Below are 26,044 nucleotides of genomic sequence, written 5' to 3'. Positions count from 1 at the left end.
TCCGGTGGGAGGGTCAGGCGTTCGCGCGGCGGACGGCGCGGCCGAGGTGCAGATAGAGCGCGTGGCCGGTGCCGTCGTCGCCGACGAACGCGCGCGGCATGTACATGCCGCGATCGGCCTTGAGCGGGATCAACAAGTCGTCCCGGTAGTGGACCAGCTCGATCCGCTCGACCTGCCCGCCCAGCTCGGCGAAGACTCCCTTGGGAACCTGCTCGACCCAGATCCGTCCGTCGTCGTCCTGGCTGACGGTGAGGTCGAACACCTCGGCCGAGTAGGTGCCGACGTACCGCTCGGCGTCGATCCGGCGGGGGTCCGGGGGCGGCACCGGAAGCGGGGGCAAGGCAACGCCGGTGAGCTCACCCAGCACGTGGCCGGCGACGTCCCGGTAGAGCGAGACCGCGTCACCGCCGTTGGCCACCAGCGCGACGGCCAGCCCGGCGTCGGGCACCATCCGCAGGAAGGCGCTCTGCCCGATGGTGTTGCCGTCGTGACCGGTGATCGTGCCGGCCGGCGTGTCGAACCGCTCGAAGCCGAGCCCCCACGACGTCCCCATGAGGCCGAGCGCCGGCAGGTCGACCTCCCGGGTCTGCATCCGGGCGGCGGTTCCCGGCGCCAGCACCTGGGTGCCGTCGGCCGCGCGGCCGTCCTCGAGGTGCATCCGGGCGAAGGCGACCAGGTCGCGGGGGCGCATCGCGAGCGTCGAGCCGGCCGGGGCGTTGGACCGCGCCAGTGCCCACACCGGGGCCGGGACGTAGCCCGCGTCCGGCTCCGGCTGGACGTGACCGACCGCGGCCCGGAACATGATCGCCTCGTAGGGACCGGGCGCGGTGTGGGTGAGCCCCAGCGGTCCGATGAGGTGCTCGCGCAGGCACTCGTCGTACGGCCGCCCGCGCAGCACCTCGACCAGCCGGCCAAGCACGCAGTAGCCGGCGTTGTTGTACGAGAACTGCTCGCCGGGCGGGAACAGTTGAGGTACCCCGTGCAGGTTCGCGACGTACTTCTCGAGGCAGTCGTCGCCCATCCCGGTGTCGGTGAAGATGTCGCCCTCGAACCCGGCGGTGTGGTTGAGCAACTGCCGCACGGTGATCCGCCCGGCGGCCGCCTCGTCGGCGACGCGGAACTCCGGCAGGTAGGTCCGGACCGGCGCCTCGAGCTCCACCTCGCCCTCGTCGACCAGTTGCATCACCAGCGTGCTGGTCCAGAGCTTGGTGACCGACCCGATCTGGAAGACCGAGTCCACGGTCGCCTCGACCCGGGTCGCCGTGCTGAGCAGCCCGCCGGCCCCGTCGACCACCTCGCCGCCGTACAGCACCGCCCACGCCGCACCCGGCACGCCGTACTCCCGGAGCAGCGTCGGCAGCCGCTCGTCGAGCCAGGCCCGGACATCATGAAGACCGCGCACGGCCGATGGTTCGCTCGCAGGCTCACTCATACCTGACGACGCTAGGAACGACGCGGCCCGCTGTGTTCATCGCCGGCGACAACGTGCCGGCCCCATCTTGGTCGGGCCCGACGAAGGCGCCGGTGGTTGCGCGTTGTCGCTCAGGCGATGGCACAGGCCGCGCCGTTGAGGGTGAACGAGGTCGGCTCGGCGGTGTTGCCGGTGTGGGTGGCCTGGAAGCCGATGCTGACCGACGCGCCGGGGGCGATGTCGGCGTTGTGGGCGACGTTCCTGGCCGTCACCTGGCCGGACGCGGGCGCGTAGCCGGCGTTCCAGCCGGAGGTGATGGCCTGCCCACCGGGCAGCGTGAAGACCAGCGACCAGCCGCTGATCGCGGTGCTGCCGGTGTTGGTGATGGTGATGTTCGAGGTCAGGCCGGTGTTCCAGGCGTCGACGGTGTCCGCGACCCGGCAGGTTCCGTTCCCCGGCGGCGGTGGCGGCGGCGGTGGGGTGGCCTGGAACTGCGTGAAGAACCGCCACGTCTCCGCCGGGACCCAGGTCTGGGAGCCGTTGATACCGGGCACCCCGTCCGCGGGAGCCGGGTTGTGATCTTCGTCGAACGCCGCCCATACCACCGGAAACCCGGCGCGGCAGGTGTAGGCGGTCACGATGTGCGTCAGGCTGCCCTGGCTCGGTTCGCGCGGGGTCTGGGCGGTGCAGCCGTTGTTCCGGACAAACGTGTCACGCAGCGACCGTCCCGACGAGATGTTGAGCACCGAGTCCCGGATGCCGTGCACCCCGAGGTAGGGCACGGGCGCGGTGCCGCCGCTGCATCCGCTGAGCCGCGCGCCGGAAAGGACCGCCACCGCACGGAAAACGGTCGGCCGGGCACATGCGAGGGCGTACGACATGGCGCCGCCGAAGCTCCAACCCGTGGCGAAACGCTGCTCGGTATCGACACACAGATCCGCCTCGATCCGCCTGAGCATGTCGTCGACGAACGTCACATCTTCCCCACCGGCATTGCCCCAGCCGTTGTTGAGGCCCTGGGGGGCAACGAAGATGGTGCTGTTGTTCGACAGTCGCAGCAGTCCGTAGTAGGCCCACACATCCCGTTGCACGGTCTGCCCCGTGGCGACATCGGTGGCGGTGCCGTTCAGCCAGTGGAATCCGAAGACCAACCGGTAAGGCCGGTTGTTGTCGTAGTTGTCGGGAATCCGCAGGATGAAGGTGCGGTTCCGGCCACTGCTCTGAATCGTATGCGTACCGCTGTTCAGCGTCGGTGTCCGGCCGCACCCTGCGGACGCCGCCATGGTGCCGACATCCGTGGGCGATGCGGTTTTCCCGGGAACACTGTCCTGCGCCGAGCCGCCCATGGTCAGGACGAGCATGGCCGCGACCACGACCGGCCCGATGAAAGTCCTCTGCATCAACATCATGCCGCTCCTCGAGCGTCGACTACGCATTGCATTGCCACCAGTCCGGTGCGGCCGGTGTCAGGTGCGGACCCACCTCTGGTTGGATTGGTTGTGGCAGGCCCAGAGGATCACGGTCGATCCGTTCGCGGTGCCGGCCTGGTTGACGTCCAGGCACAGTCCTGAATGGACGTTGCGGATCGACCCGTCGGCGTTGACGGTCCACCTCTGGTTGTCCTGACCGTTGCACGCCCAGGTCACCACGCGGGTGCCGTTGACGGTGCCCTGGTTGACGGCGTCGAGGCACCTGTCGCCGAAGACGCGAATCTCGCCGTTGGCCCAGGTCGTCCACTGCTGGTTGGCCGCGGTGTGGCAGTCCCAGATCAGCACGTTGGCACCGGCGGCGGTGGCGGCGTTGTCGACGTCGAGGCACCGGTTCGAGCCGGCGCCGCGCAACCGTGACGTGGTGCTGGCGGTGGGCGCCCCGCCGGCCACGCGGAACGCGGCCACGCCGTGCGCGGGCACGCTCGCGGTGATCTGCCCGCCGGCGCTCGACGTGGCGCCGGTCCACAAGTCGGTCAGGGTGAACGACCCGCCGGACAGGCCGACCTGCGCGGCGGTGGCGGTGACCGTGGCGGTGCCGCCGCCGCGGTTGAACAGCCCGACGGCGACCGAGCCGTCGGCAAGGGGCTTGGCGAACACCTCGGTGTCGCCGTCGTCACGCACCCGCCGACCCCCGGCGCCGAGCCGGTCCTGGTTGACGGCAAGCAGGCGGGGGTTGCGCAGGGTCGCGCTGATGTCGGCGGACATGGTGCGGATGTCGTTGCCCGCCATCAGCGGGGCGGCCATCAGCGCCCACAGCGCGAAGTGGGACCGGGACTCGGTGAGGCTGAGCCCGGGCCTGCCGACGACCAGCATGTCCGGGTCGTTCCAGTGCGTGGGACCGGCCTGCGCGGCGAGCGGGGCGTTGATGTCGACGACGTTCCCGACGCCCATCGGGAAGCTGTTGACGTTGCCGTTCTGCCAGATGTCGAGCAGGTCCTCGGTGGTACGCCACAGGTCGGCGATCTCGCCCCAGTTGAACTTGTCGCCGGTGATGGCGTGGAAACTGTTGGGGTTGATGCTGTAGACGATGGGCCGTCCGGTCGCCCGAAGGGCGTCCCGCATCAGGGTGAACCGGGCGACCTGCTCGTCGCGGGTGCCGTTGGGTGAGCACCAGTCGTACTTGAGGTAGTCCACGCCCCAGGAGGCGAAGGTACGGGCGTCCTGGGCCTCGTGGCCCATGCTGCCGGTCGAGCCGGGATGCGTGCCGACCCGCTGGGCGCAGGTTCGTTCGGTGGGCACCTGGTAGATCCCGAACTTCAGCCCGCGGCTGTGGATGTAGTCGCCGAGCGCCCGCATGCCACCGGGAAACTTCGTCGGGTGGGCGCGCAGGTTGCCCGCCGCGTCGCGCTGCGGATCGAACCAGCAGTCGTCGACCACGATGTACTGGTAGCCGGCGTCGCGCATCCCCGAGTTGACCATCGCGTCGGCCGCCTGGCGGACCTGCGTCTCGTTGACACCGCAGCCGAAACTGTTCCAACTGTTCCACCCCAACGGCGGGGTGACCGCGGGGCTGCCGGCCGCCGCCAGCGCCGCGGGCTGGTCGGTGACGAAGCCGGGCAGGATCAGCACCGCCGCGATGGCGAGCAGCCGGCGGCGGCGCGACGAGAACGATGGCGACGACATGGTGGTACCTCTCAGGACGGGCGGGTGCGCGGCTTCCTCGGCAGTTACGGCAGACGCTTGCCTGCTGTGCCGTTCAGCCGACGAGGTCGAACTGTTCCGAGGCACCGATGGTGGTGCGGTTGGCGATCAGTGGGTTGGCGTCGGCGGTGACGATGTTGTTGTTGGCGCGTGCGCGGAGGCTGACGCTGCCGTTGGCATTGTTGATCAGATCGAACTCTTCCCACGGGCCGATGGCGGTGCGGTTGGCGATCAACGCGCTGGCGCCGGCATTGTCGGCGCAGACGTAGTTGTTGTTGGCGCGTGCCCGGAAGCTGACGCTGCCGTTGGCATTGTTGATCAGATCGAACTGCTCCCACAGGCCGATGGTGGTGCGGTTGGCGATCAGTGGGCTGGCGCCGGCGTTCTCCGCGGTGACGTACCGGCCATTGGCCTGCGCCCGCAGGCTGACCACCCGCGACGGTGGGGCGGGGTTCGGGCCGGCGAGGGTGAACTGGGGCACGGTGACCGCACCGCCGAGGGCTTGGGTGGCGTAGTTGAAGATGGCGTACCGGTAGCCCATGAAGAAGCGCCAGTCGTTGCCCATGACGAATCCGGGGCCGAGCGGGGTGAAGTTGACACCGTCGGTGCTGTAGGAGAAGCGGCCCTGGCGGCCGGTGCCGGGGCGGATGTCGGCGTTGACGCGTAACCAGATGCGGCCACCGGAGATGGTGGCGCCGGCCTGCTCGGTGCCGAAACCGGTGGTGTTCCAGTTGCTGTCCATGGTCAGGCCGTTGACCATCACCACCCGGTTGGTGCCGCCGTCGCGTTTGACGCCGATCCACGCGGAGGAGTCGCGCAGCAGGGCAAGCCCGGCCCGGTCGCCGTCGCGCATACTCCCGTAGTCGAGCGGGATCGTCGCGGTGGACATCGGTCCCAGGATCCGGTGGGAGAGGGTGTTTCGGGCGGAGTACAGATCGTTGGTCACGGTCGCGGTCTGCAGCCGCAGTCCACTTCCGACCGACCACCGGGTGTTGTCCGGGTTGTGGTTCCACTCCCACTCCGGGCCGAGCGCGGTGCCGGTGAAGGTGTCGGTGCCGGTCGGTGGTTTCACCGTGCGGGGCGGGGGTGGCAGGTTGGGTGCGGGGTAGCTGGTGCCCCAGGCGCCGTTGACGGTCTGCAGGATCGGCCAGCCGTCGGCGGTCCAGGTGATCGGGGCCAGCACCGGCACCCGGCCGCCGGGGAAGGCGTCGACGAAGGCCAGGTAGTACCAGTCGCCGTTCTGCGTCTGGACCAGCCCACCCTGATGCGGTACCCCACCTCCCGGAATCGGACCTGGCAGATCCAGCAGGAGCTGGCGAACCGTGTAGGGGCCGAACGGGCCGCTGGTCGACTTCAGGATGTACTGGCCGTTGGCCGGACGGGTCAGGAAGATGTAGTAGGCCCCGTTGCGCTTGTAGAACCGGGCACCTTCCAGGGTTCCGATGCTCGACGGTGTCTGGAACACCTGCTGCGTCCGAACTTGGCTGAGCCCGTCGGCTGACAGCTGCGCCACACTGATCGTCGTGTTGCCGTAGGCGACGTACATGGTGTCGTTGTCGTCGATCAGCAAGCCGGCGTCGTAGTAACAGTTGGGGATGGTCGAGCGCTTCTGCCAGGGCCCCTCGACCGAGGTGGCGGTGTAGATGTGCGTCTGGGCGAAGTCGACACAACCACCCCAGTAGAAGGTGTTGTTGCTGCGGCGGAAGTTGAGGAACGACGCCCAGATCCCCCGCACGTAGCCGCGCCCGCCGTTGAAGTCGTACTTGGCCCCGAAGTCCAGCCGTGGCACCGAGTGGCCGGCGAACTCCCAGTTCACCAGATCATAGGAACGCAGGATCGGCGCCCCCGGCGAGTAGTGCATGGTCGAGGCCGAGTAGTAGAAGGTGTTGTCCACCCGGAAGATGTCGATGTCGGCCAGGTCCTCCCACAACACCGGATTCGTGATCGGCGTCGCGGCGACCGAGACAGCATCGCCAGGTGGCGTCACCGGTGCCGCACCGCGGGGCAGTGCGGCACCGGGAACGCCGGTCCCGGCAAGACAACTCGCGGCCAGTGCGACGGCGGCCAGCGCGTGGGCCCACCGTGGGGCGTGCCTGCGCATGGTTTCCCTCTCAGCAGGTCGAGTTGGTCTGGGTGAGCAGGCCCATGCGCCAGGGCAGCCGGATGTACTCGCCGCTGGCGCCCGGGTCCATGCCCTGGTACACGTACTGCAGCCGGCACGGGTTGATGGTCTGGGTCTGGTCGTTGTTGGCCCGGATCAGGTCACCGTGGCTGATGTCGCGGGTCCACTGCCCACCCGGGAAGGTGACGTTGTTGGACCGGGCGAACGGGTTGGATTCGGTGTTGGCCAGCGGCGCCCAGCTGCCGGTGAGGCTGGTGGAGGTGTAGGACCGGAACCAGCGCCGCCCGTCCGAGCCGATCGCCTCCTGCAGCAGCAGGTACTGGTTGCTGCCGGCGACCTTGTACACATTGGTCGCCTCGAACAGGGCGAACCGGCTGTCCGACAGCACGATCTGGGTGTTGCCGAACCCGTTGGGGAAGCTGCCCTGGCTGGTCTGCGCCCGGTAGATGTGGCCGTTGTCGTCGGAGAAGAACAGGAAACAGGTGGCGCCGTCACAGATGACCCAGAAGTCGATCCACTGTCCCGGCCCCTTGTTCTGCGTGACGATCGGCGGCTCCTGGGCGATGAACGTCCGCGGCGCCGACCACGACCGTGGGTCGGCCGGGTTGGTGCTCGTGGAGAACGTGGGCGGGCCGGTCTGGTAGACCAGGTACCACAGGTTCTGCGGCGCGAAGAAGAACAACTGCGGCGCCGCCCGGTAGCCGGGTCCGATCCCCGAGGTGTCCAGGTACGTGTGCTGCGCGGCCGCCGCCTGGGGCCAGTCGTTGAAAGCGAACTGCACAAGGCCCCAGCCGGACGGGCTGGCCGTGGTGGCGTAGATGAGCCACTGGTTGTTGTGCCGCGTCACCGAGAAGTCCTTGATCGCCAACGCCTGGGAGTGTGCGGCGTCGGGCCTTGGCCCGGCCAGTACACCACTGGACGACCACCGGAACGTCGACGGCAACGACCCGCCGGGGGTGTCACCGAGGCGGACCAGCTGCCACTGCTGACTGGTCGCGCCCGAGTCCGAGATCTGGACGACCCTGGCCCCGTCCGCGGCGGAACCACCCTGGACCGCGGCGGCCTTGTTGCTGTTGCGGTTGATCAACCGCACGTAGCCGTCCGGCGAGTCGGCCAGCCGGAACTGCTGATTCGTTCCGTTCAGGTCGCTCCACTGCACGATCTGGGCCCCGTCGGCGGTGGAGAAGTTGAACACATCCAGCACCTTGCCGGAATGCCGCGCCCGCAACCGGTAGAAACCGCCGCCCGAGTCAACGAACTGCCACTGCTGGTTGGTGCCGTCGTGCCGGGCCCACTGATGCAGCGCCGCGCCGTCGGTGGTCGACACGCCGGAAACGTCAAGTGCCTTGCCACTGTTGCGATTGATCAACACGTACCACGCGGCCGGATCAACCGTCGCCGCCCGCGCCGTCGCCGGCGCAACCACCACCAGCAGCAAGCCCGCCAGCAGCGCCGCCACCACGGTCAGCACCACCGACCGCGGACCACGTCGCGGCAAGCCCCACGAAACCCTGCTCGTCCCACTCATGGAGATCCTCCTCCTCGTCGAGGTTGCCCGTGGTCGTGCCGGTCAGCCCGATCCGGTCGAAGTGCTCCCACTGGACCGCCGCCGCACCCGGGGGACGCCGGCGCCCTGATTGCGCGGGTCGCGACACTGCGTTCGGTGCTTGGCAGGGCAAGTCCCGCGCCAGCCACCCCAACCGCACTGTCCGCTCAGGACAATCAGGTCAGGTCGGACGACCTTGCTGCTGCCATCCCAACTCCGCATGTGACGACCAGGCACCGCGAACCCCGACATCGGGGTCACCGTTCCTGGGAGCGCTCCCAGACATGTTCGATATTTCGAACAGTGTTTGATAATTCGGATGTACCGATGACGGTAACGACACGAGTCGTCACGGTCAACACTCACGCCCGAAGTCGAGCAACCCGTACCACCGCCGCGATTTCCTCGACTGCTGCCGAAAAAGCTTTCGGTCTCCAGTCCTCGCTTCAGGCTGATACTCCCGAAAAGGTTTTCGGCTACCCGGTGCCGAAAAGGTTTTCGGCACCGGACGGTCCCGGTGTGGGCGCGGCCGCGGTGGACATGACCGGCAGAAGAGGCTGACCGGCAAGCTGCTCCCGGGTCAGTACTCGTTCTTGATGACGAAGTAGGAGCCGCGGATGGTTCCGGCCAGCTTCGACTTCTGCCGGGCGAACTTGAACGAGGCGAGTTCGGTGGGGACGTCCATCCCGTCGGAGAGCTTGAACCCGACCGCCCGTTTCCCGGAGTCGTCGATCGTGTACATCACGTTGATCGACAGACCGTTGTCGTAGAAGACGTAGGCGATCCGGATGTTCTCGACCTGGAACGCGGTCGCTTCGAGCGGACGAGCGGAGATGACGATGTCGCGTTCTTCCTTGAGGATCCGGTTCACCCAGTCGATGGTCGACGTGGCGTCGCTCGCGGGCGCGACCGTGAAGACGTGGCCGTACTTGTTCTTGAAGTACCGGGCCTCGTTCGCCCGCAGACCCGCGAGCGCGGCCGCGACCGCGAGGACTCCAGGCCGACGGTCGACACGGTGTCGAAGTCCACGGCATGGGGCATGGCGAGTTCCTCCGCGGGTCTGTCCTTCTCGGTGGAGTCGAGGTCGTCCACCGACGATCGAACTCAGCGTATGCGCTGGTAGCGAAGGTGGACGACCCGGAGGGATCGGCTGCGTCGCGGGGTGAGAGATTTCTCCGGGGCCGTGTCGATCCGCGGGCCGCTCGTTCGACCTGTGGGTGCGCGGGCCGAGCGGCGGCCCTGCCGGATGAGGAGAGCGCGATGCCGAAGTACATGCTGATCATGCGGGGCACCGATGAGTCGAACGCCGCCATGATGGCCTCGATCGAGGAGGGGATTGCCAGGACCCGCCTGTTCATCGAGGAGATGATGAAGGCCGGCGTTCTGCTCGCCGCCGAAGGGCTGGACGATCCGGGCCAGGGCGTCGTGGTCGACTTCAGCGGTGAGACCCCGGTGGTCACCGACGGGCCGTACGGAGAGACCAAGGAACTGTTCGGGGGCTTCTTCCTGCTCGACGTCGTCTCGAAACAGGAGGCGGTCGAGTGGGCCAAGCGGGTCCCGGCGGCCCCGGGATCCAAGATCGAGATCCGGCGGGTGCCCGGGGAGGACGAGATCCCGCAGGACAGCACCGTGCTGCCCTGATGGGTGCGACCGACGTCGAGGCCGTCTGGCGGATCGAGTCGGCGCGGATCGTCGCCGCGCTGACCCGGTTCACCGGCGATTTCGGGCTGGCCGAGGACGCGGCCCAGGAGGCGGTTGCCGAGGCGCTGGTGTCGTGGCCGCTGGCCTGTCCGGCCAATCCGGCCGGCTGGCTGATGGCCACGGCCCGGCGGCGGGCGATCGACGCGATCCGCCGCCGCAGCGCCCTGCGGGACCGATACGCCCTGCTGGCGACCGACGAGGAAATCGGCCCCGAGGACATCGACCCAGACCGGATCGACGACGACGTCCTGGCGCTGATGTTCGTCAGCTGCCACCCGGTGCTCTCCCCCGAGGCCCGGGTGGCGCTGACCCTGCGCGTGGTCGGCGGCCTGTCCAGCGAACAGATCGCCCGCGCGTTCCTGGTACCCGTGCCGACCGTGCAGGCTCGCATCACCCGGGCCAAGAAGACGATCGCGGCGACCGGGGTGCCGTTCGAGCTGCCGGCGGCCGGCGAGCGCCGGGGGCGGCTTGGCGGCGTGCTCAGCGTCCTCTACGTGATCTTCACCGAGGGGTCCACGGCCACCTCGGGTGACCGGCTACTGCGCCCCGACCTCGCCTACGAGGCGATCCGGCTGACCCGCACGCTGGCCGCGCTGCAGCCGGACGAGCCGGAGGTGCACGGCCTGCTCGCGCTGTGCGAGCTGACCGCCGCGCGCTTCCCGGCCCGGACCGGCCCGGACGGTTCGCCGATCCTGCTCACCGACCAGGACCGGCGGCGGTGGGACTTCTCGGCGATCCGCCGTGGGCTGGCCGCGCTGGCCAAGGCGTCGACCCGCGGCCTGGGTCCCTACGGCCTGCAGGCCGCGATCGCCGCCACCCACGCCTCGGCGCCCTCGGTCGAGGCGACCGACTGGGACCGGATCGTGTTGCTCTACGAGGCGCTCGGCCGGGTCGCGCCGTCGCCGGTGGTCGAGCTCAACCGGGCCGTCGCCGTGGCCATGGCCTCGGGCCCGGCGCAAGCCCTGGCCATCGTCGACGAGCTGATCGCCTCCGACCGGCTCCCCGGTTCGCATCTGGTGCCCACCGTGCGCGGGGAACTCCTGGCCCGCCTCGGCCGGCGACCGGAAGCACGCACCGAGCTGGAACTGGCCGCCCGGCTGTGCGCCAACCAACGCGAACGCTCAGTGCTGTTGCGCAAAGCGGCCGCGCTGGACTGACTCTCCGCATGATCGGCGAGACCGGATGGTTTGCTGTCGTCAGCGCGGGAGAAGGCGCTGGACAGCGTGGGCGAGGAGGATTCATGCGGCTGAGACTGGCGTCATTTTAAGGCCGCGGTCAAATGATATTTCTGGATAACGAGCTGCCAATGATGGGCATTTGACCGCCCTTTCGGGCAGGACCGTGCCGGCCGGCTGATGGACCCTGGACCGCATGGATACCGCTGTTGACCTGACCGGGGACGTCGACTGCATGGACGACGGGACATGGTCGTATACCTGGAGCTGGCGCTATGCCGGCGACACGTTTCTCGCCGATGTGAACGAGGAGTTCCTCATCGTCCATTCGAACGGAGCCGTGATCGATTTCAAGCAGGAACCGCACCACAACGCCGTGTCGGGCGAGACGCAGATCGGCGGCGGCATGGGCCACATTCCGCTGCCGCCGGGCAATTACATCTGGAAGCTGCACGTGCTCAGCGGCGGCGGCATCATCGGACTGACCAGCGGCGAATTCTTCGCGGCGACCAACCCCGGTGGCGACCTTCCCGGCCCGGAGCCGCTCCCCCCGCAGCCGGGCGGTGGCGGCGGCGAGCACCCGCCCCAGGGGGAGGTGCGCGAGCCGACCCTGCGCCGCGGTGACAAGAGCGCGGACGGCTGGGTGGAATACCTGCAGGAGCTGCTCAATGGCTACGGCTTCCCGCTGGTGATCGACGGGGACTTCGGTGGCGCCACCTACGCCGCGGTGCGGGGCTTCCAGGACCAGCGCCACCTGAAGGTGGACGGCATCGTCGGCAACCAGACCTGGGCGGCGCTCCGGCTCGAAACCCCGCAGGATCCCGGCACCGACGGGCGCAAGCGGCACAGCTACGTCGAGCAGGGCGCCGCGGCCCGCTGGTGGACCGAGATGGGGCCGGCCGTCTTCGACCCCGGCGAGGACAGCATCGTCCTGACGGCGGTGAACACCGGCAGGGATCCGCTGGGCTTCGGCTTCGTGGCCACCGCGACGCTCACCCCGATCGGCAGCGCGCCCATCCCGTTCGAGCTGCACTCCTTCACCGCCGACGGCGCGCCCGCCCGCGCCGGCTTCCACGTCCTGTTCGGCAACCGGGGCGTCGCGGCGCTCACCGGACCGGGCGAGGTGGTGATCGACGCCCTGCTCCCGGACGAGTTGGGCGCCGACAACGTCCAGGTGACCATCACCGTGCCATGACGGCCGGGCCGCGCGGCACATGACCGGGTGATGTGTGTTCGTTGGTTGATGGGGTGCGGTGGGGTCGGCGATCCTGGCTGAGTGGGCGACTTGGCGGTGCACCGAACGATCCTGGCCGTGGATATCGAGCGGTTCGGTGATCTCGCCCGTTCGAACCGTGATCGGGTTCGGATGCGCGAGGTCCTGTATCGGACGTTGTCGGAGTCCTTCGACGGTGTCGGCATCGGGTGGTCGTCCTGCGAGCACGAGGATCGTGGCGACGGCGTGTTGGTGGTGATTCCGGCGACGGTGGCCAAGGGCATGCTGGTCGAGTCGCTGCCGGAGTTGCTCGAGTCGGGGCTGCTGGCCCACAACCACTCGGCCGGTCCCGCGCAGCGGATCCGCCTGCGCATGGCGTTACATGCCGGGGAAGTTCACTACGACGACCACGGCGTGGTCGGCACGGCGGTCAACCACACCTTCCGCCTGCTCGACGCGCCGCCGGTCAAGTCCGCGCTCGCGGCCTCCGACGGCGTGCTCGCGGTGATCACCTCGTCCTGGTTCTACGAGGAGGTCGTCCGGCACTGCACCGTTCACGACGCGTACGCCTCGATTCCGGTCTCGGTAAAGGAAACCAACACCACCGCGTGGGTGCGGCTGCCCGGCGGGGTGTCCAGAGCGGGTCCGCGAGACCCGGTCCCGCGGCAGCTTCCGGTACGGCACCGGCATTTCGCCGGCCGTCGAGGCGAGCTCGACCAACTCGCCACCGTGCTCGACGCCGCCGCCGCGGAGAGCGGCACGGTGATCATCACCGCGATCGCGGGTACCGCCGGCATCGGAAAGACCGCGCTGGCAATGCATTGGGCGCACCAGATTCTCGACCGCTTCCCCGATGGTCAACTCCACGTCAACCTTCGTGGCTTCGACGCGCACGCTCGCCTCGACCCGAGTCAGGTCCTGCACGGTTTCCTCGAAGCTCTCGGCGTGGTCCCGTCCGGCATCCCCAGCGACCTCGACGCCCGGGCCGCGTTGTACCGCGGCCTGGTCGCCGACCGCCGCCTCCTGATCATGCTCGACAACGCCGCCTCCGCCGACCAGGTTCGTCCGCTGCTGCCCAACACCCCTACCTGCCTGGTGATCGTGACCAGCCGCAACCGCCTCGACGGTCTGGCCGTCCGAGAAGGCGCGCACCGCATCGCCCTCGACGTCCTGCCCGACTCCGATGCCCGCGACCTCCTCGCTGCGCGCATCACACCGGACCGCCTGGCCGGCGAACCGGAAGCCGCAGCGGATCTGATCAACCTCTGCGCCCGCCTGCCACTGGCCCTGAGCATCGTCGCCGCCCGCGCCGCCAACCACCCACTCGCGAGCCTTGTCCGCGAACTCGACGATGAGCGCAACCGTCTGGACGCCCTCGATCTCGGCGACCCCGATCTCGACCTCCGAGCGGTGTTCTCCTGGTCCTACCGTGCACTTTCCCCCGAGTCCGCCCGACTCTTCCGCCTGCTGGGCCTCCATCCGGGGCCCGACATCGACCGCCACGCCTGCGCGGCCCTCCTGGACCGGCCCCCGCTCACCGAACTGACCGCCGCGAACCTTCTCGACGAATACCGCCCGAACCGGTTCCGATTCCACGATCTCCTTCGCACCTACGCCGCCGAGTGTGCCGAACGTGACGAATCACCATCCGAGCGGCGGGGCGCGATGCAGCGAATGATCGACTATTACCTGGCGGCCGCGGCACTCGCCGATTTCCGCATCATGCCGTGTCGCGACGGGGTGGTCCGTACCGAACCGGCTACCGCGGGCTTGCCGGTCATTGCCACTGTGCGTGCGGCGATGGACTGGTTCACGGCGCAGAACGAAACGTTGCTCGCGATGATCACCCTGGCCGCGCGGCAGGGGTTCGACGCGCGGGTGGACCAGCTCGCATGGGCCTGTGACACCTTTCTCGGTCGCACCGGGCAGCGCCACGAGCGGGTCGCCGTCAACCGGATGGCGCTGGACGCCGCACGACGCTGCGGAGATCTCGCCGCCCAGATCAGGAACCTGTGGTCACTGTCTCGAACAGTCGCACGTATGGGTCACCATGACGAGGCGGCTCGGTGCCTTGCCGAAGCTTCTGATGTGAACCACATCCTGGGGGACGAGTACCACCAGATCGCGATCCATCTGGCTCACGTCCAACTGTTGGACATTCAGCAGCGGCACGCCGAGGCCATGCACCATGCGCGGCGGGCACTGGATCTTGCCCGGCACTCGACGAGTCGGATGTACCTTGCGGACGCCCTGACCGCCGCAAGTTGGGATCAGGCTCGGCTGGGAAGCAGCGTCGAGGCGCTGCCCTTCTGCGAACAGGCGCTCGAGATCTATTCGGAAATCGGGCATCCAGAAGGCAACGCCTATGCGTTCCATGTTCTCGGCAACATTCACCAGGAGTTGGGCGACCACACCCGAGCCATTCAGTGCTACCGGCGTTCCATCGAGATCAACCGTGAGTTGGGCTCCCGATACTGGGAGGCCGTCGTGCTGGATCGCCTCGGGGATGCGCACCACGCCGCCGGCCTCGGTCACCGTGCCCAACTGGCGTGGCGGCAGGCTTCCGACATCCTCGACACCCTCCGCCATCCCGATGCCGAGGTCCTGCGGAAGAAGTGCGCCGCGTCGCGCCGCCACCGCGACGAGTCTGAGCCGGTCGAAGCAATTCACAACGATGTCGCCGGTTCCATCGGCGGTCACGTTGTGCAGACCGGCAGCATTACCGGTGACGTCCATCTGCACGCCGCCATGGCCGCCGGGCTCGTCCCCCGGCAGCTTCCGGCCTCCCCTCGGTGCTTTGCCGGCCGAGCTGAGGAGTTGGCGGCGATGTCGGCCGCTTTGGGCAGGGCCGCGACCGGTGGGGGAACGGTAGTGATCTCCGCGATCGAGGGCCTTGGCGGGATCGGCAAGACCTGGTTGGCGCTCTACTGGGCCCACCAACATCTGGAGCGGTTTCCGGACGGGCAACTCTTCATCAACCTGCGCGGGTTCGATCCGGTGACCCAGCCGGTGTGTCCCGAAGCCGCGGTCCGGACGTTCCTGCACGCCCTTGAGATCGATGCCAGTCGGATCCCCAATGATCCGGAAGCACAAACAGCGCTGTACCGCAGCCTGGTCGCGGGCCGACGAATGTTGATCGTGTTGGACAACGCCGCAACCGTCGAACAAGTGCTCCCACTACTTCCGGGATCGTCCTCCTGCACCGTGATAGTCACCAGTCGCCATCGTCTCGCCAGCCTGGTCACCGCACACGAGGCCCGGACATTGCCCCTGGATGTGCTGACTGATGGCGAAGCAGAGGAACTCCTCGCCGAACGCATCGGCACCGCCCGCATGGCCGCTGAACCACAAGCGGTCAGCGACCTGCTGGCGTACTGCGCCGGCCTTCCGCTCGCCCTAAGCATCGTGGCCGCCCGGGTGAACGCTCAGCCGCGGGTTCCACTGTCCACTTTGGTGGCCGAGTTGACGAACACGACAGCGCGACTGGCCGCGCTCGACGGAGGAGACGACCGATCCAACCTGGCGACGGTGTTCTCCTGGTCCTGTCGCACACTGTCCGGTGACGCCGCCACGTTGTTCCGACTACTCGGACTGGCACCGGGACCAGACATCAGCCGGACCGCTGCCGCCAGCCTCCTGGGCCGGCCGACCGACCAAGTCGGCGTGGTGCTGCGCCAACTCGACGGCATCTCGTTGGTCCACCAGCATTCCCCCGGTCGCTGGCGCACGCACGACCTGGTCAAACACTACGCCGCCGCGCGTGCCCGGCACGACCTTCCACCAGCCGTACGGGCTGCCGCGTTGCGTCGACTGGTCGACTTCTACGTCCAGACCGCGTATGCCGCCGACCGCAGGCTCGCCCCCGACAGACGCCCGCTCCACCCCCAGCCACCGCTGTCGGATCACGTCCGCGTCCCGACGACCGACGCCGCCGCGTTGACCTGGTTCGAGACAGAACATCAATGCCTGATCGCCACCCAGCAGTTGGCGATGGACCACGGCTGGTACGAGCCGGCCTGGACACTGGCCTGGGCACTGACCGACTACCTGCGCTGGCAAGGACACCTGCACGACTACGTCAGGACCTGGCAGACCGGGCTCGACGCCGCCCAACGCTGGGACGACCCGGCGGCCCGGGCATGGGCCCACCGACAGCTCGGGCAGGCGTTCGCCCGGCTCGACCGCCATGCCGAGGCATCCGACCAGCTACAGCAGGCCCTCCTGCTGGCCGAGCAGGCGGGAGACGTTCTCTGTCAAGCCGCCACCCGACGGACCATCTCCCGACACCGCACCAGACAAGGCGATCATCAACAGGCACTGACCTTCGCCATCGATGCCCTGGACCTCTACCTCACCCTCCGGACACCTGCATGGGAGGCGATCGCCCGCACCACGGTCAGCTGGTGCCACGCCCGAGTCGGCAACTTCGAGGACGCGCGCTCGCACTGCGAGATCGCCCTCGCGCTGCACCAGGAGTCCCGCAACACCTACGGCGAAGCCGACTCACTGAGCTGTCTCGGCTACATCACCCACAACGTGGGCGGCTACGTTCAGGCCGCCGACCACCACACTCGCGCTGTCGCTCTCTTCCAGAATCTGCGCAACACGTACAAGGAAGCCGACGCCCTCTCGCTGCTCGGCGAGGCATGCGCTCGGACCAACCCCGAGCTCGCACATGCCAGTTGGCGCAAAGCGCTGCACCTTTACCAGGCGCAACATCGCACCGCTGACGCCATCCGCGTTCAGCAACACCTGACCGACCTGACGACCGGGGGCGCACCGTGACGGCCAACTCGTTCAGGAGTTGTTGATGCTCCAGGAATTGAGGAGGCTTTCGAGGTCGGTGAGCGTCATGGGTTTGGCGAGGTGAGCGTCGAATCCGGCGTGCAGCGCTTGTTGGCGGTCACTGTCTTGGCTGAATCCGGAGACGGCGACGAGCTTGGTGTCGCGGGTGGCGGGATGGTCACGCAGCCGCCGGGCGATCTGGTAGCCGTCGATGTCGGGCAGACCGATGTCGCAGAGCACGAGATCGAAGGGCTGTGCGGTGGCCTCGGCGAGCCCCGCGTGACCGGTGGTGGCGACGGTGACGGTATCGCCGTGCCGGTGCATCACCGCCCGGTAGGTGGCCGCCAGGTCGGTGTTGTCCTCGATGACCAGGACGCGCAGGGGCCGGCGAGCCGGACGCTCGGCCGGTGGTGGGGGTTGGTCGCCCGGGTAGGCCGCCGTCGACAGCGGCAGCCGGACGCGGAACTCGGCGCCCGTGCCGGGACCGTCGCTGTGCGCGGTGACCGAGCCACCGTGCAACTCAGCGATGTTGCGGACGATCGCCAGACCCAGCCCGAGCCCGCTGATCGGGGTGGTGCCGGACGGAACGGCGCGGGTGAAGACCTCGAAGAGCGTTTCGGCGGCGGCCGGGGCGAAGCCGATGCCGTCGTCGCGGACGACGAGCACGGCCGCAGCACCGGCGCGGCTGAGGTCGATGGTGACGGTGGCGCCGGGCTGGGTGTACTTGCCCGCGTTGCTGAGCAGGTTGCCCAGCAACTGCGCGAGCCGGATCCGGTCACCATCGAGCGGAACCGCATCACCGGGCAGCGACACCCGCAGGGCGCGATGCGACGCGGCGAACTCGGCCGCGACGTCGGCGGCCGCGGTCTGGACCACCTCCCGCAGGTCGAGCAGTTGCCGGACCAGATCGAGGCGGCCGGTCAGGACCCTGGTAGCGCTGAGCAGGTCGTCGGTCATCCGGATGAGCGCGGCGGTCTGCCGTTGCAGCACGGCCAGCGCCGGGTGGTCGGGCAGGATGTCCAGGGCGAGCAGCTCGACGGCGGCCTGGATCGCGGCCAACGGGTTGCGCAGCTCGTGGGACAGGGTGGCGATGAACCGGTCCTTGGCCTCCTGCTGCTCGCGCAGTGCCTGGCTGGTCGCCGCCAGCTCCTCGTTGGCGTGGCGAAGCTGACGGTTGACGTCTTGGACCTCGCGAGCCCGGGCGACCAGGTCCGCCTCCATCGCCTCGGCGCGGGCCAGGGCGCGTTCGGCCTGCTGCCGGTCATGCCCGCTGCTCCGCAGGTGCACGAACGCCGTGACATCCTGCACCCGATGGATGATGTGCGTGATCCGGGCGTCGTCGTCCAGGATCGGTGTGTTGATCGGACTCCAGTACCGCTCCTCGAAATGCCCGTCCGGCCCGATCGGGATGTCGTAGCGCTGCAGGGCCATGGTGTCGGGTTCCGCGGTGGCGAGCACGGTCTCCAGTGACCGCCGCAGGTTGCGCACTCCGTCGGCGTTCTGGTCATCGGGATTGTCCGGGAACGCGGTGAAGATCGACTGGTCGAGCAGCGTATGACGCTGCGTCGATGTCGCGGACAGGTAGGCCTCGTTGACTTCGACGATCGTCAGGTCGGCGGCCAGGATCAGATACGGGGTCGGCGCGGCGTCGAAAAGCCGCCGATAGTCCACCGCTTTCGGATCGGTCATGAATGCCTCTCAGGCGTCGAGGCGATAGCCGAAGCCACGCACCGTGATGATCCTGGGTGAGCTCACACCTGCGGCATTCAGTTTGCGACGAAGCCGATACACGTGCTCGTCAACCGTGGCGCGGGCCTGCCAGTCTCCCGAGGAGTCCCACACGTGGGCGAGCAACTGGTCACGCGAATACACCCGGCCCGGTGTCGTGGCCAAGAACTCAAGCAGCATGTATTCCCTCGGGGTCAACGAGATCGGCTCGCCGGATGCGCGGATGACGTGCGCCCCGGTGTCGATCATCAGCCCGCCGACATGGATGACCGTGGCCGCGGGCGCCTCCGCAGCGGCCCGGCGCAGGACCGCCCGGATCCGAGCCACCAACTCCCGCTGCGAGTACGGCTTGACCAGGTAGTCGTCGGCGCCCAACTCCAGGCCAACCACCCGGTCGGCCTCCTCTCCGCGCCCGGTCACGATGATCACCGGGATCTGGCTGCGCTCGCCATGCCGCAACGACCGAAGCAGGTCCAGCCCGTTCCCGTCGGGCAGCCCCAGATCGAGGACCACCAGATCGACCCGATCCCGCTCGATCGCACTCAGGCCACCCCGCGTGTCGGTCGCGTGCCGCACGCTGAACGCCGCACGTTCCAGATACGCCCGACACATCGCCAACAGGTCCGGATCGTCCTCGATCAGCATGATCACCGGACGCGATCCGACCTGGGCACCACCCGCATCGGGGGTAGAGAAAACCATGTTGATCCGATGTTGAGAATCCGGACGACATCCCGACCAACTTCGCACGTTACCACTGGAGGGCAAGGGATTGAGGCTGGCCACCAATCCGCCGTCGGGCGCTCAGCAGCAAGGGAGAGGACCGGTATGTGCACTTTTCACACCGAGGCCTCGATTCCCACCGCCGGACTCCGGAACCAACCTCATCCGGTCCCTGGACGCCCTCGCACGGCACTGCGTCGAACCGAGGATGACCCCGACGCGACCGGGGTCATCCTCGCCGAGGCACCTATTGAAAGGTGATTCACCATGCTGCCGCTTTCGGCGCTGATTTCCCGCACGCGGCTCGCGTGCCGGCATCTCCTGTCCGTGACGACAGGACGTCCTTGGACCGCGCGGTCATCGTTCAACCTGCACTTCGGGATAAGCAACGTATCGCCTTTCGGGCCCCTGATTTACGAGGAAAGCCCGGCACCATGGCCCATCAAGGACGGGTCGCCGCGTTCTTGCCGCACGACGGCCGACCAGTCGGGCATTGCCCACAATCCCTCTTCCCGGCCGACCCTGCTCGCTGCGTCGACGACGGCCCCCGCCTGGCAGACCTAGTCGGCGTTTGCCTCGCTGAGGTTACGGGTAGGCCTCTTGTTGACGTTGGTCGTACTGCAGGCAGGGCGCCACCATGACCGTGGAGATGAGCGAACTGAAGGGCCGCACCCTCGGGCCCGGGGTGGATGATGTCCTGGTGGTCCGGGTCACGGACGAGGTCGACGTGAAGACGGCGCCGAATCTCCAGCAAGCCCTGGACGAGACGCTTGACCGGATGACCGGCGGGTGCGTGGTCGTCGACTTGACCGACGTGGCCTTCTTCGGTTCACCGGGTTTGGCCGTCCTGGCGAACGCCGCCGCCAAAGCCGACCAGCAGTCCTGCCAACTGCGGATCGTGGTCGGCGTCAACCCCATCGTCCGCCGTTCGATCGAGGTCACCGGGCTCGACCAGGTGTTGGTGCTGTGTGTGAACGTGGTCGAGGCGGCCACGTTGTAGGCGGCCAGGCAAGCAGCGGGTCGGAGGGCACCGGCATGGCGGGGGGCCGGAGCGTTTAGGCTGGTGAGATGCCTACCTCTGCTGCCGCTGAAGGTCGGCTCAGGGTGCTCGAGGCGGTGACCGACTCCGCCCTGGCCCGCTTGGACCTGGACAAGGTCATCGCGGCGTTGGTCACGCAGGTGCCCGGCCTGCTCCAGGTCGACACCGCCGCGGTCCTGCTCTACGACCACGGGAGTGACGAGCTGATCGCGACCGCGGCGACAGGGCTGGAAGAGGAAGTGTGGCAGGGCGTGCACATCCCGGTGGGGGTCGGGTTCGCCGGACACGTGGCCGCCTGCCGGGAGCCGGTCATTCTCGATCGCGTGGACAAGTCCACAGTGGTCAACCCGTTGCTGTGGCTCAAGGGCATCCAGACGATGCTTGGTGTACCGATGCTGGTGCATGGCGAGCTGGTCGGGGTGTTGCATGTCGGCTCCTTCACCCAGCACCGGTTCACCGAGGACGATGTCGCGTTGCTGCAGCTGGTGGGCGACCGGCTCGCGCTCGCCGCGCACGTGCGGGTGGCCACCGCCGAGCGGGCCGCCCTGACCGCGTTGCAGCGCAGCCTGCTGCCGGCGCACCTACCCAGCCCGCCCGGCCTGGAGTTCGCCGCCCGGTACGTTCCCGGCTCGGACACCACGGTCGGCGGCGACTGGTACGACGTGTTCGAGCTGCCCGGCGAGCGGATCGGCATCGCGATCGGCGATGTCGCCGGCCACGGCCTGGCCGCCGGAATCGTGATGGGCCGGCTACGCAGCGCACTGCGCGCCTACGCGCTGGACCACGACGACCCCGGCGAGGTCATGTGCCGGCTGGACCGCAAGGCCAGCCACTTCGAGCAGGGCGCCATGGCCACCGTCGGCTACGCCGTCATCGACGCCACGCACAACCGGATGCGGCTGTCCCTTGCCGGCCATCCAGCACCGGTCCTGGCCGCACCGAACCAGCCAACCCGCCTGCTCGACGCCGCGCCCGACCCACCCATCGGCTTCGGCCTTGCCACCGGCCACCGCGGCTGCGTCACCGTCGATCTGCCGCCCGGTGCGGTGCTCGCCTTCTACACCGACGGCCTGGTCGAACGGCGCGGCCACCTCCTTGACGACGGACTGGCGCTCCTGCGCGACACGGTCGTTCCGGACTCTCCCGCCGCCGTCTGCGCCCACGTCATGTCCACACTGGTCGGCGCCCAACCCGCCAATGACGACATCGCCCTACTCGTCGCGCGCCGCACCCCCGACTAAGGCCTGGTCGACCCCGACCCGATCGGCGGTGTCTGCCGTGTGGGACGAGGCGTATAGGTGTTCGGATGCAGGCGTTTCCCTATGTGCTCGCACCGAGTGACGACGGCGACGTGGTGGCCGCGAAGCTGCTCGGCACGGCGCCGGTGGTACGCGCACAGCTGCCCGATGGGACCCAGGTTTGGCTGGTGCTAAGCCACGAGGCGGCCCGGCGGGTGTTCACTGATTCCACGTTCAGCCGCGCGGAGGCGCTCCGGCCGGGTGCGCCGGTACTGCTGCGGGCCGCGGTCGATCCCGATCTGCTGCTCAGTATCGATCCCCCGCGACACACCCGGATTCGTCGGGCGATGGCGCGCGCGTTCAGCCCCCGCATGGTGGACCGCCTCGTGCCGCGGATCCACCAACTCTGCGAGGAGTTGCTCGATGCCGTGGCCGCCAACGGCCCGCCGGCCGACCTGGTCACCCTCTTCGCCGAGCCACTGCCGATCGTGGTCCTCTGCGAACTGCTCGGCGTGCCCTACGACGACCGCGACAAGATCCGCGCCTGGGCCAAGCGAGTTCTCGCCACCGCCGGGTTCACCGTCGCCGAGATCACCGACGCCATCGGACAGACCCGGGAATACCTGGGCACCCTGGCCACGGCCCGCCGCGCCGAACCCGGTCATGACCTGATCACCGAGCTGGTCCACCAGGCCGACGAGCAGGACGCCCTGAGCGAGAACGAGCTGCTGGCCAACCTGCAACTCCTGCTGATCGCCGGACACGAAACCACCGCCAACCAGCTGGCCAACTCCTTGCTGGCGCTGTTTCGACACCCCGACCAGCTCACCCTGCTCCGCAACCGACCCGAACTGATCGAACGAGCCGTCGAGGAACTCCTGCGCTACGTCCGGCTGACCGTCCCCATGCAGGCCACGATCGCCCTGCGCGACACCGACCTCGCCGGCGCGGCCATCAAGACCGGCGACGCCGTGGTCGTGGTGAATCCGGCGGCCAACCGCGACCCCGCCGTGTTCACCGACCCGCACCGGCTCGACATCACCCGAGCCAATTCCCACCAGCACCTCGGGTTCGGCCACGGCACCCACTTCTGCCTCGGCGCCCAACTCGCCCGCCTCGAACTCCGCATCGCGTTCACCACCTTGTTCAACCGCTTCCCCCACCTGTCCCTCGCCGTCGACGAGACCCACCTCCGCTGGCACACCGGCACCCCCACCCGGTCTCTCACCGCCCTGCCCGTCACCTGGTAAGCGTCGTCTTCGCATCCGCCGAGGGGCCTGCGGTGGTCACCCGGCACGAGTGAGGCCGCGCTCGGCCGGCCGTGTGATCGTGGAGCCCCGGTCCGGCGAACGCCCCGACCGCAGAAGGGAACGACCATGGGCTGTCTACTCGCGATCATCGGTGGGATCTTCCCGCGGCTCGGCCTGTTCATCGTCTGGGTCGCCCGGCCGGCGCTGGTCAACGCGGCCTTCGACACCTGGATCTGGCCGCTGCTCGGAATCGTGTTCTTCCCGTTCACGACGTTGATCTACGTGCTGCTGTACGTGCCGGGGTTGGGCCTCACCGGGTGGGGATGGTTCTGGGTGATCATCGCCGCGCTTTTCGACATCGGCCACTGGGTGGCCGCCTCGACCCAGCGTCAATCGATTCCCGGCATGCGGCAGGCATGACCCGACCGAAGCCTTCCCTGCCGGCCCGCGACGGGCGGTGACCAGCCAGGCACTGGAGTCGAACCATACGCCTGCGCCGGTGTCGTGGGCGTCGAGCATGACCAGCAGCCGGTCGAGCGCACGAGCCGTCGCCGCGGCGTCCAGGCCGGCGACCAGCTCCTGGACCATCCGCAGTTCGAACAGGGCGTCGCGGGCGTCGGCCGCGGCTGGGCCGTAGTAGATCGGCTCGCGTACCTCGGTGATCTCGACCGCGGTGAAGCCGGCGGCGGTCAGGACGCCGGCCGTGACGGTCGGATCCGCCAGCGAGAAGGCGCCGTGGCCATGCCCAGCCGGCGCCATCCGGTCAGCGGCCAGTGCCTGTCGGATCGCAGTGGACCACTCCTGGCGGTGGTAGGCCTGCCACACCAGCTGCACCAGCCGCGCCCCCGGCCGCAATGCCCGCCCGATGTTGGTGAACGCGGCGACCGGGTCGGTGAAGAACATCGTGCCGAACCGGCTGAGCCCCAAGGTAAAGCCCTCCGGGGCGAACGGGTGGACCTGGGCATCGGCCCGCTCGAAGCTGACGTTTCGGATTCCTTCCTCCGCGCCAAGCGCCCGGGCGCGGTCCACCATCGGGCGGGACACGTCCACGCCGAGTGCGCTTCCCGATGGCGCGGATCTGGCGGCGTCCCGGGTGGTCTGCCCGGTACCGCAGCCGATGTCGAGCACCCGATCGGCGGGCCCGACGCCGGCGACCGCTCGCAGCCGCACGTTGTAGCGACTCAGCTCAGCGTCGTAGTCGAACAACTCAATCACCACCCGGACTCGCCGGGCCGTCGCGCAGTACGCCGCGCACCGTGTCCAGCGGCACGCCGGGCTCGAACTCCGGCAGCCACCAGGTCGCACCGGCGGCGGCGAACGGTGCGGGGTCGGCGTCGAAGGGCAGGCCGACGGCGATGTCGTACGGTCCGGTCACACTCGATCGGAGCTCGGTGAGGGTGGCGACGACCTCGGCGAGCTGGTCCGGTTGCTCGAGATTGGCCGGGAAGAAACCGTCCAGCCGGGCGGCCCGGCGGATCGGCTTGACGTTGCCGGGGAATCCGGCGGCCCACACCGGCACCCCGGACCGAGGTACCGGGCGCGGCAGGAACTCGATGGCGTCGACGGTGTAGTGCTCGCCGTGGTGGTGCACCGGCTCGCCGGACCAGGCGGCGGCCAGGATCTCCAGGGACTCGTCGAGCATCTGGCCGCGCCGCCGATCGTCGAGCTGCTCACCGGTCTTGGACAGCTCGGCGCCGAACCGGTCGCTGCCGATGCCGACGCCGAGGATGAGCCGACCGCCGCTGAGCCGATCCAGTGTCGCGGTCTCCCGAGCGACCTTGGCCGGCCGGCGACGGGGCAGCGGCGACACCATCGGGCCCAGCCGCAGCCGTTCGGTCGCGGTGGCCATCGCCGCCAACACGATCCACGGGTCGGCGACCTGCCGGACCGGCGCCCGCCAGCACAGCTGATCCCACACGAAGCAGCCGTCCCACCCGGCCGCCTCCGCCTCGGCGGCCAGCCGCGCCACCACCCTCGGATCGGCGAGATCGTCGAAGAGCGGCAGCCACAGTGCCGACCGCAGCCGGCTCATGCGCGACCTCGTCCCGTGTGCCGGATCAGGGCCGGCACGAAGGCATCCCACACCGGCCTCGGCAGGTCGTGTCCGGCTCCCGCCAGGACCAACAGCTCCGCGCCGGGGATCGCGTCCCGCAACGCCTCGCCGTGCGGCAGCGGCAGGAACGGGTCGGCCTCACCGTGGACCACCAGCGTCGGCGCCGCGATTCCGCCGAAGCCGCCTCGGGTCGGCCGATCGGCCTCGATGGCGTAGTGATTGACCAGAGTCGACGCGTAGTCCCGTGCCCGCGCGACGTCCCGCTCGACCAGCGCCCGGGTCGCGGCCTCGTCGAAGTACGGCGAGCCGCCCGCGTACGCCCTTGCCGAGCCGATCACGTATTCCACGACCGAGGCCGAATCGGCTGGGTCGGGATCGGCCGGTGGACCCTCGGCGAGCTGGTCCGTCGGTGGCGGAAGGCCGGGCCCGTCCGTGGAGCTGGAGACGAACGTCAGCGACGCGACCCGATCGGGATGGTCCACACCCGCGATCAGGCCGATCCCACCGAACATCGACTGACAGACCAGGTGTGCCCGCTCGATGCCGAGGGCATCCTGGATGCCGAGCATGTCGAGAGCCAGGTCGGTGTAGGAGTACCCCGGCTCGCCCGGTGGATAGCTGGTCGACCGTCCGGTGTCGCGATGGTCGTAGCGGACGACGTACCGGCCGCGCGCCGCGATCCGTTCGCACAGCTCGGCGTCCCACCACAACATCGACGCGGATCCCCCGGCGACGAGCAGGATCGGCGGGTCCGCTCGGTCTCCGAAGGTCTCGACACACAGCTCGACGCCGTTGATCTCGAGGAGCTGCTCGCCGTGCGTGGTCGGCGCGGTCATGTCGGCCCTCTTTCGGACGTCTTCGGTGAACTGGCTGGCCCTCTCACGCTAAGCCGAAGACTTCATCGTGAAAAGCGATAGTTTCCGATCGAT

The 26,044-nt window shown here is 68.8% G+C and carries 17 protein-coding genes and 1 pseudogene; 7 read left to right on the top strand and 11 right to left on the bottom strand.

Translation table 11 applies throughout. The features are described from left to right. Window positions 1–13: 13 nt before the first annotated feature. The 6 genes and pseudogenes from VFV67_RS29155 to VFV67_RS29130 form a co-directional block, all read right to left on the bottom strand. Entirely contained in the window at window positions 14–1,402 is a 1,389-nt protein-coding gene (locus VFV67_RS29155) for a serine hydrolase domain-containing protein (RefSeq protein ID WP_326473902.1), read from the bottom strand. Window positions 1,403–1,542: 140 nt separating this feature from the next. Then, complete coding sequence (locus tag VFV67_RS29150; RefSeq protein WP_326473882.1) at window positions 1,543–2,817, bottom strand: cellulose binding domain-containing protein; 1,275 nt, start codon at window positions 2,815–2,817, stop codon at window positions 1,543–1,545. Between the two features lie 60 nt (window positions 2,818–2,877). Then, entirely contained in the window at window positions 2,878–4,524 is a 1,647-nt protein-coding gene (locus tag VFV67_RS29145; protein ID WP_326473881.1) for a glycoside hydrolase family 27 protein, read from the bottom strand. Between the two features lie 73 nt (window positions 4,525–4,597). Further along, a complete protein-coding gene (locus VFV67_RS29140; RefSeq protein WP_326473880.1) occupies window positions 4,598–6,643 on the bottom strand; it encodes a family 43 glycosylhydrolase in 2,046 nt (681 codons plus the stop codon). A 10-nt stretch (window positions 6,644–6,653) separates the two neighbouring features. Then, window positions 6,654–8,192 (bottom strand): non-reducing end alpha-L-arabinofuranosidase family hydrolase, encoded by a 1,539-nt coding sequence (locus VFV67_RS29135; protein ID WP_326473879.1) that lies wholly within the window; start codon window positions 8,190–8,192, stop codon window positions 6,654–6,656. Between the two features lie 598 nt (window positions 8,193–8,790). Then, a pseudogene (locus VFV67_RS29130) lies at window positions 8,791–9,251 on the bottom strand (phage tail protein). A gap of 219 nt (window positions 9,252–9,470) precedes the next feature. On the opposite strand from VFV67_RS29130, the gene VFV67_RS29125 reads away from it, so the two are divergent. The 4 genes from VFV67_RS29125 to VFV67_RS29110 all read left to right on the top strand — a co-directional run bounded on the left by VFV67_RS29125 (window position 9,471) and on the right by VFV67_RS29110 (window position 17,084). After that, window positions 9,471–9,851, top strand: coding sequence for a YciI family protein (locus tag VFV67_RS29125; protein WP_326473878.1), 381 nt, complete (start codon window positions 9,471–9,473; stop codon window positions 9,849–9,851). Then, window positions 9,851–11,068, top strand: a complete 1,218-nt coding sequence (locus VFV67_RS29120) for an RNA polymerase sigma factor (protein WP_326473877.1) — start codon at window positions 9,851–9,853, stop codon at window positions 11,066–11,068. The genes VFV67_RS29125 and VFV67_RS29120 overlap by 1 nt, the downstream gene beginning before the upstream one ends. Window positions 11,069–11,282: 214 nt before the next feature. Further along, on the top strand, window positions 11,283–12,281 hold the full coding sequence (locus tag VFV67_RS29115; RefSeq protein WP_326473876.1) for a peptidoglycan-binding domain-containing protein: 999 nt from the start codon (window positions 11,283–11,285) through the stop codon (window positions 12,279–12,281). An 81-nt stretch (window positions 12,282–12,362) separates the two neighbouring features. After that, window positions 12,363–17,084 (top strand): ATP-binding protein, encoded by a 4,722-nt coding sequence (locus tag VFV67_RS29110; protein ID WP_326473875.1) that lies wholly within the window; start codon window positions 12,363–12,365, stop codon window positions 17,082–17,084. Between the two features lie 12 nt (window positions 17,085–17,096). Here VFV67_RS29110 and VFV67_RS29105 read toward each other — a convergent pair whose 3' ends face one another. Together VFV67_RS29105 and VFV67_RS29100 are read right to left on the bottom strand one after the other, a co-directional pair. Then, complete coding sequence (locus tag VFV67_RS29105; protein WP_326473874.1) at window positions 17,097–18,773, bottom strand: ATP-binding protein; 1,677 nt, start codon at window positions 18,771–18,773, stop codon at window positions 17,097–17,099. 9 nt (window positions 18,774–18,782) lie between these two features. Further along, window positions 18,783–19,598 carry a response regulator transcription factor gene (locus VFV67_RS29100; RefSeq protein WP_326473873.1) on the bottom strand — a complete coding sequence of 272 codons (816 nt, stop codon included), beginning with the start codon at window positions 19,596–19,598 and terminating at the stop codon, window positions 18,783–18,785. Between the two features lie 574 nt (window positions 19,599–20,172). Here VFV67_RS29100 and VFV67_RS29095 point away from each other — a divergent pair. The 3 genes from VFV67_RS29095 to VFV67_RS29085 all read left to right on the top strand — a co-directional run bounded on the left by VFV67_RS29095 (window position 20,173) and on the right by VFV67_RS29085 (window position 23,062). Next, window positions 20,173–20,535 (top strand): anti-sigma factor antagonist, encoded by a 363-nt coding sequence (locus tag VFV67_RS29095; RefSeq protein ID WP_326473872.1) that lies wholly within the window; start codon window positions 20,173–20,175, stop codon window positions 20,533–20,535. A gap of 68 nt (window positions 20,536–20,603) precedes the next feature. Then, a complete protein-coding gene (locus VFV67_RS29090; protein WP_326473871.1) occupies window positions 20,604–21,815 on the top strand; it encodes a GAF domain-containing SpoIIE family protein phosphatase in 1,212 nt (403 codons plus the stop codon). A gap of 65 nt (window positions 21,816–21,880) precedes the next feature. After that, window positions 21,881–23,062 (top strand): cytochrome P450, encoded by a 1,182-nt coding sequence (locus tag VFV67_RS29085; protein WP_326473870.1) that lies wholly within the window; start codon window positions 21,881–21,883, stop codon window positions 23,060–23,062. Between the two features lie 135 nt (window positions 23,063–23,197). Here VFV67_RS29085 and VFV67_RS29080 read toward each other — a convergent pair whose 3' ends face one another. From VFV67_RS29080 to VFV67_RS29070, 3 genes are read right to left on the bottom strand one after another with little or no spacing between them, the layout of a single operon-like run. Next, window positions 23,198–24,280, bottom strand: a complete 1,083-nt coding sequence (locus tag VFV67_RS29080) for a class I SAM-dependent methyltransferase (protein ID WP_326473869.1) — start codon at window positions 24,278–24,280, stop codon at window positions 23,198–23,200. Continuing rightward, a complete protein-coding gene (locus VFV67_RS29075) occupies window positions 24,270–25,094 on the bottom strand; it encodes an LLM class flavin-dependent oxidoreductase (RefSeq protein WP_326473868.1) in 825 nt (274 codons plus the stop codon). The genes VFV67_RS29080 and VFV67_RS29075 overlap by 11 nt, the downstream gene beginning before the upstream one ends. Then, a complete protein-coding gene (locus VFV67_RS29070) occupies window positions 25,091–25,951 on the bottom strand; it encodes an alpha/beta fold hydrolase (protein ID WP_326473867.1) in 861 nt (286 codons plus the stop codon). Before VFV67_RS29070 ends, VFV67_RS29075 begins: the two co-directional genes overlap by 4 nt. Between the last annotated feature and the right edge of the window lie 93 nt (window positions 25,952–26,044).

It is taken from the genome of Actinophytocola sp. (assembly GCF_035762905.1).
Lineage (GTDB): Bacteria > Actinomycetota > Actinomycetes > Mycobacteriales > Pseudonocardiaceae > DASYTH01.
Note: the sequence above shows the minus strand (reverse complement) of the source record. Positions and strands in the feature narration are given on the sequence as shown.

Coding starts and splice junctions, on each gene's coding strand:
- VFV67_RS29150 (WP_326473882.1), bottom strand. CDS start 2,817: ATGTTGATGCAGAGGACTTTCATCGGGCCGGTCGTGGTCGCGGCCATG.
- VFV67_RS29145 (WP_326473881.1), bottom strand. CDS start 4,524: ATGTCGTCGCCATCGTTCTCGTCGCGCCGCCGCCGGCTGCTCGCCATC.
- VFV67_RS29140 (WP_326473880.1), bottom strand. CDS start 6,643: ATGCGCAGGCACGCCCCACGGTGGGCCCACGCGCTGGCCGCCGTCGCA.
- VFV67_RS29135 (WP_326473879.1), bottom strand. CDS start 8,192: ATGAGTGGGACGAGCAGGGTTTCGTGGGGCTTGCCGCGACGTGGTCCG.
- VFV67_RS29125 (WP_326473878.1), top strand. CDS start 9,471: ATGCCGAAGTACATGCTGATCATGCGGGGCACCGATGAGTCGAACGCC.
- VFV67_RS29120 (WP_326473877.1), top strand. CDS start 9,851: ATGGGTGCGACCGACGTCGAGGCCGTCTGGCGGATCGAGTCGGCGCGG.
- VFV67_RS29115 (WP_326473876.1), top strand. CDS start 11,283: ATGGATACCGCTGTTGACCTGACCGGGGACGTCGACTGCATGGACGAC.
- VFV67_RS29105 (WP_326473874.1), bottom strand. CDS start 18,773: ATGACCGATCCGAAAGCGGTGGACTATCGGCGGCTTTTCGACGCCGCG.
- VFV67_RS29095 (WP_326473872.1), top strand. CDS start 20,173: ATGACCGTGGAGATGAGCGAACTGAAGGGCCGCACCCTCGGGCCCGGG.
- VFV67_RS29090 (WP_326473871.1), top strand. CDS start 20,604: ATGCCTACCTCTGCTGCCGCTGAAGGTCGGCTCAGGGTGCTCGAGGCG.
- VFV67_RS29085 (WP_326473870.1), top strand. CDS start 21,881: ATGCAGGCGTTTCCCTATGTGCTCGCACCGAGTGACGACGGCGACGTG.
- VFV67_RS29075 (WP_326473868.1), bottom strand. CDS start 25,094: ATGAGCCGGCTGCGGTCGGCACTGTGGCTGCCGCTCTTCGACGATCTC.
- VFV67_RS29070 (WP_326473867.1), bottom strand. CDS start 25,951: ATGACCGCGCCGACCACGCACGGCGAGCAGCTCCTCGAGATCAACGGC.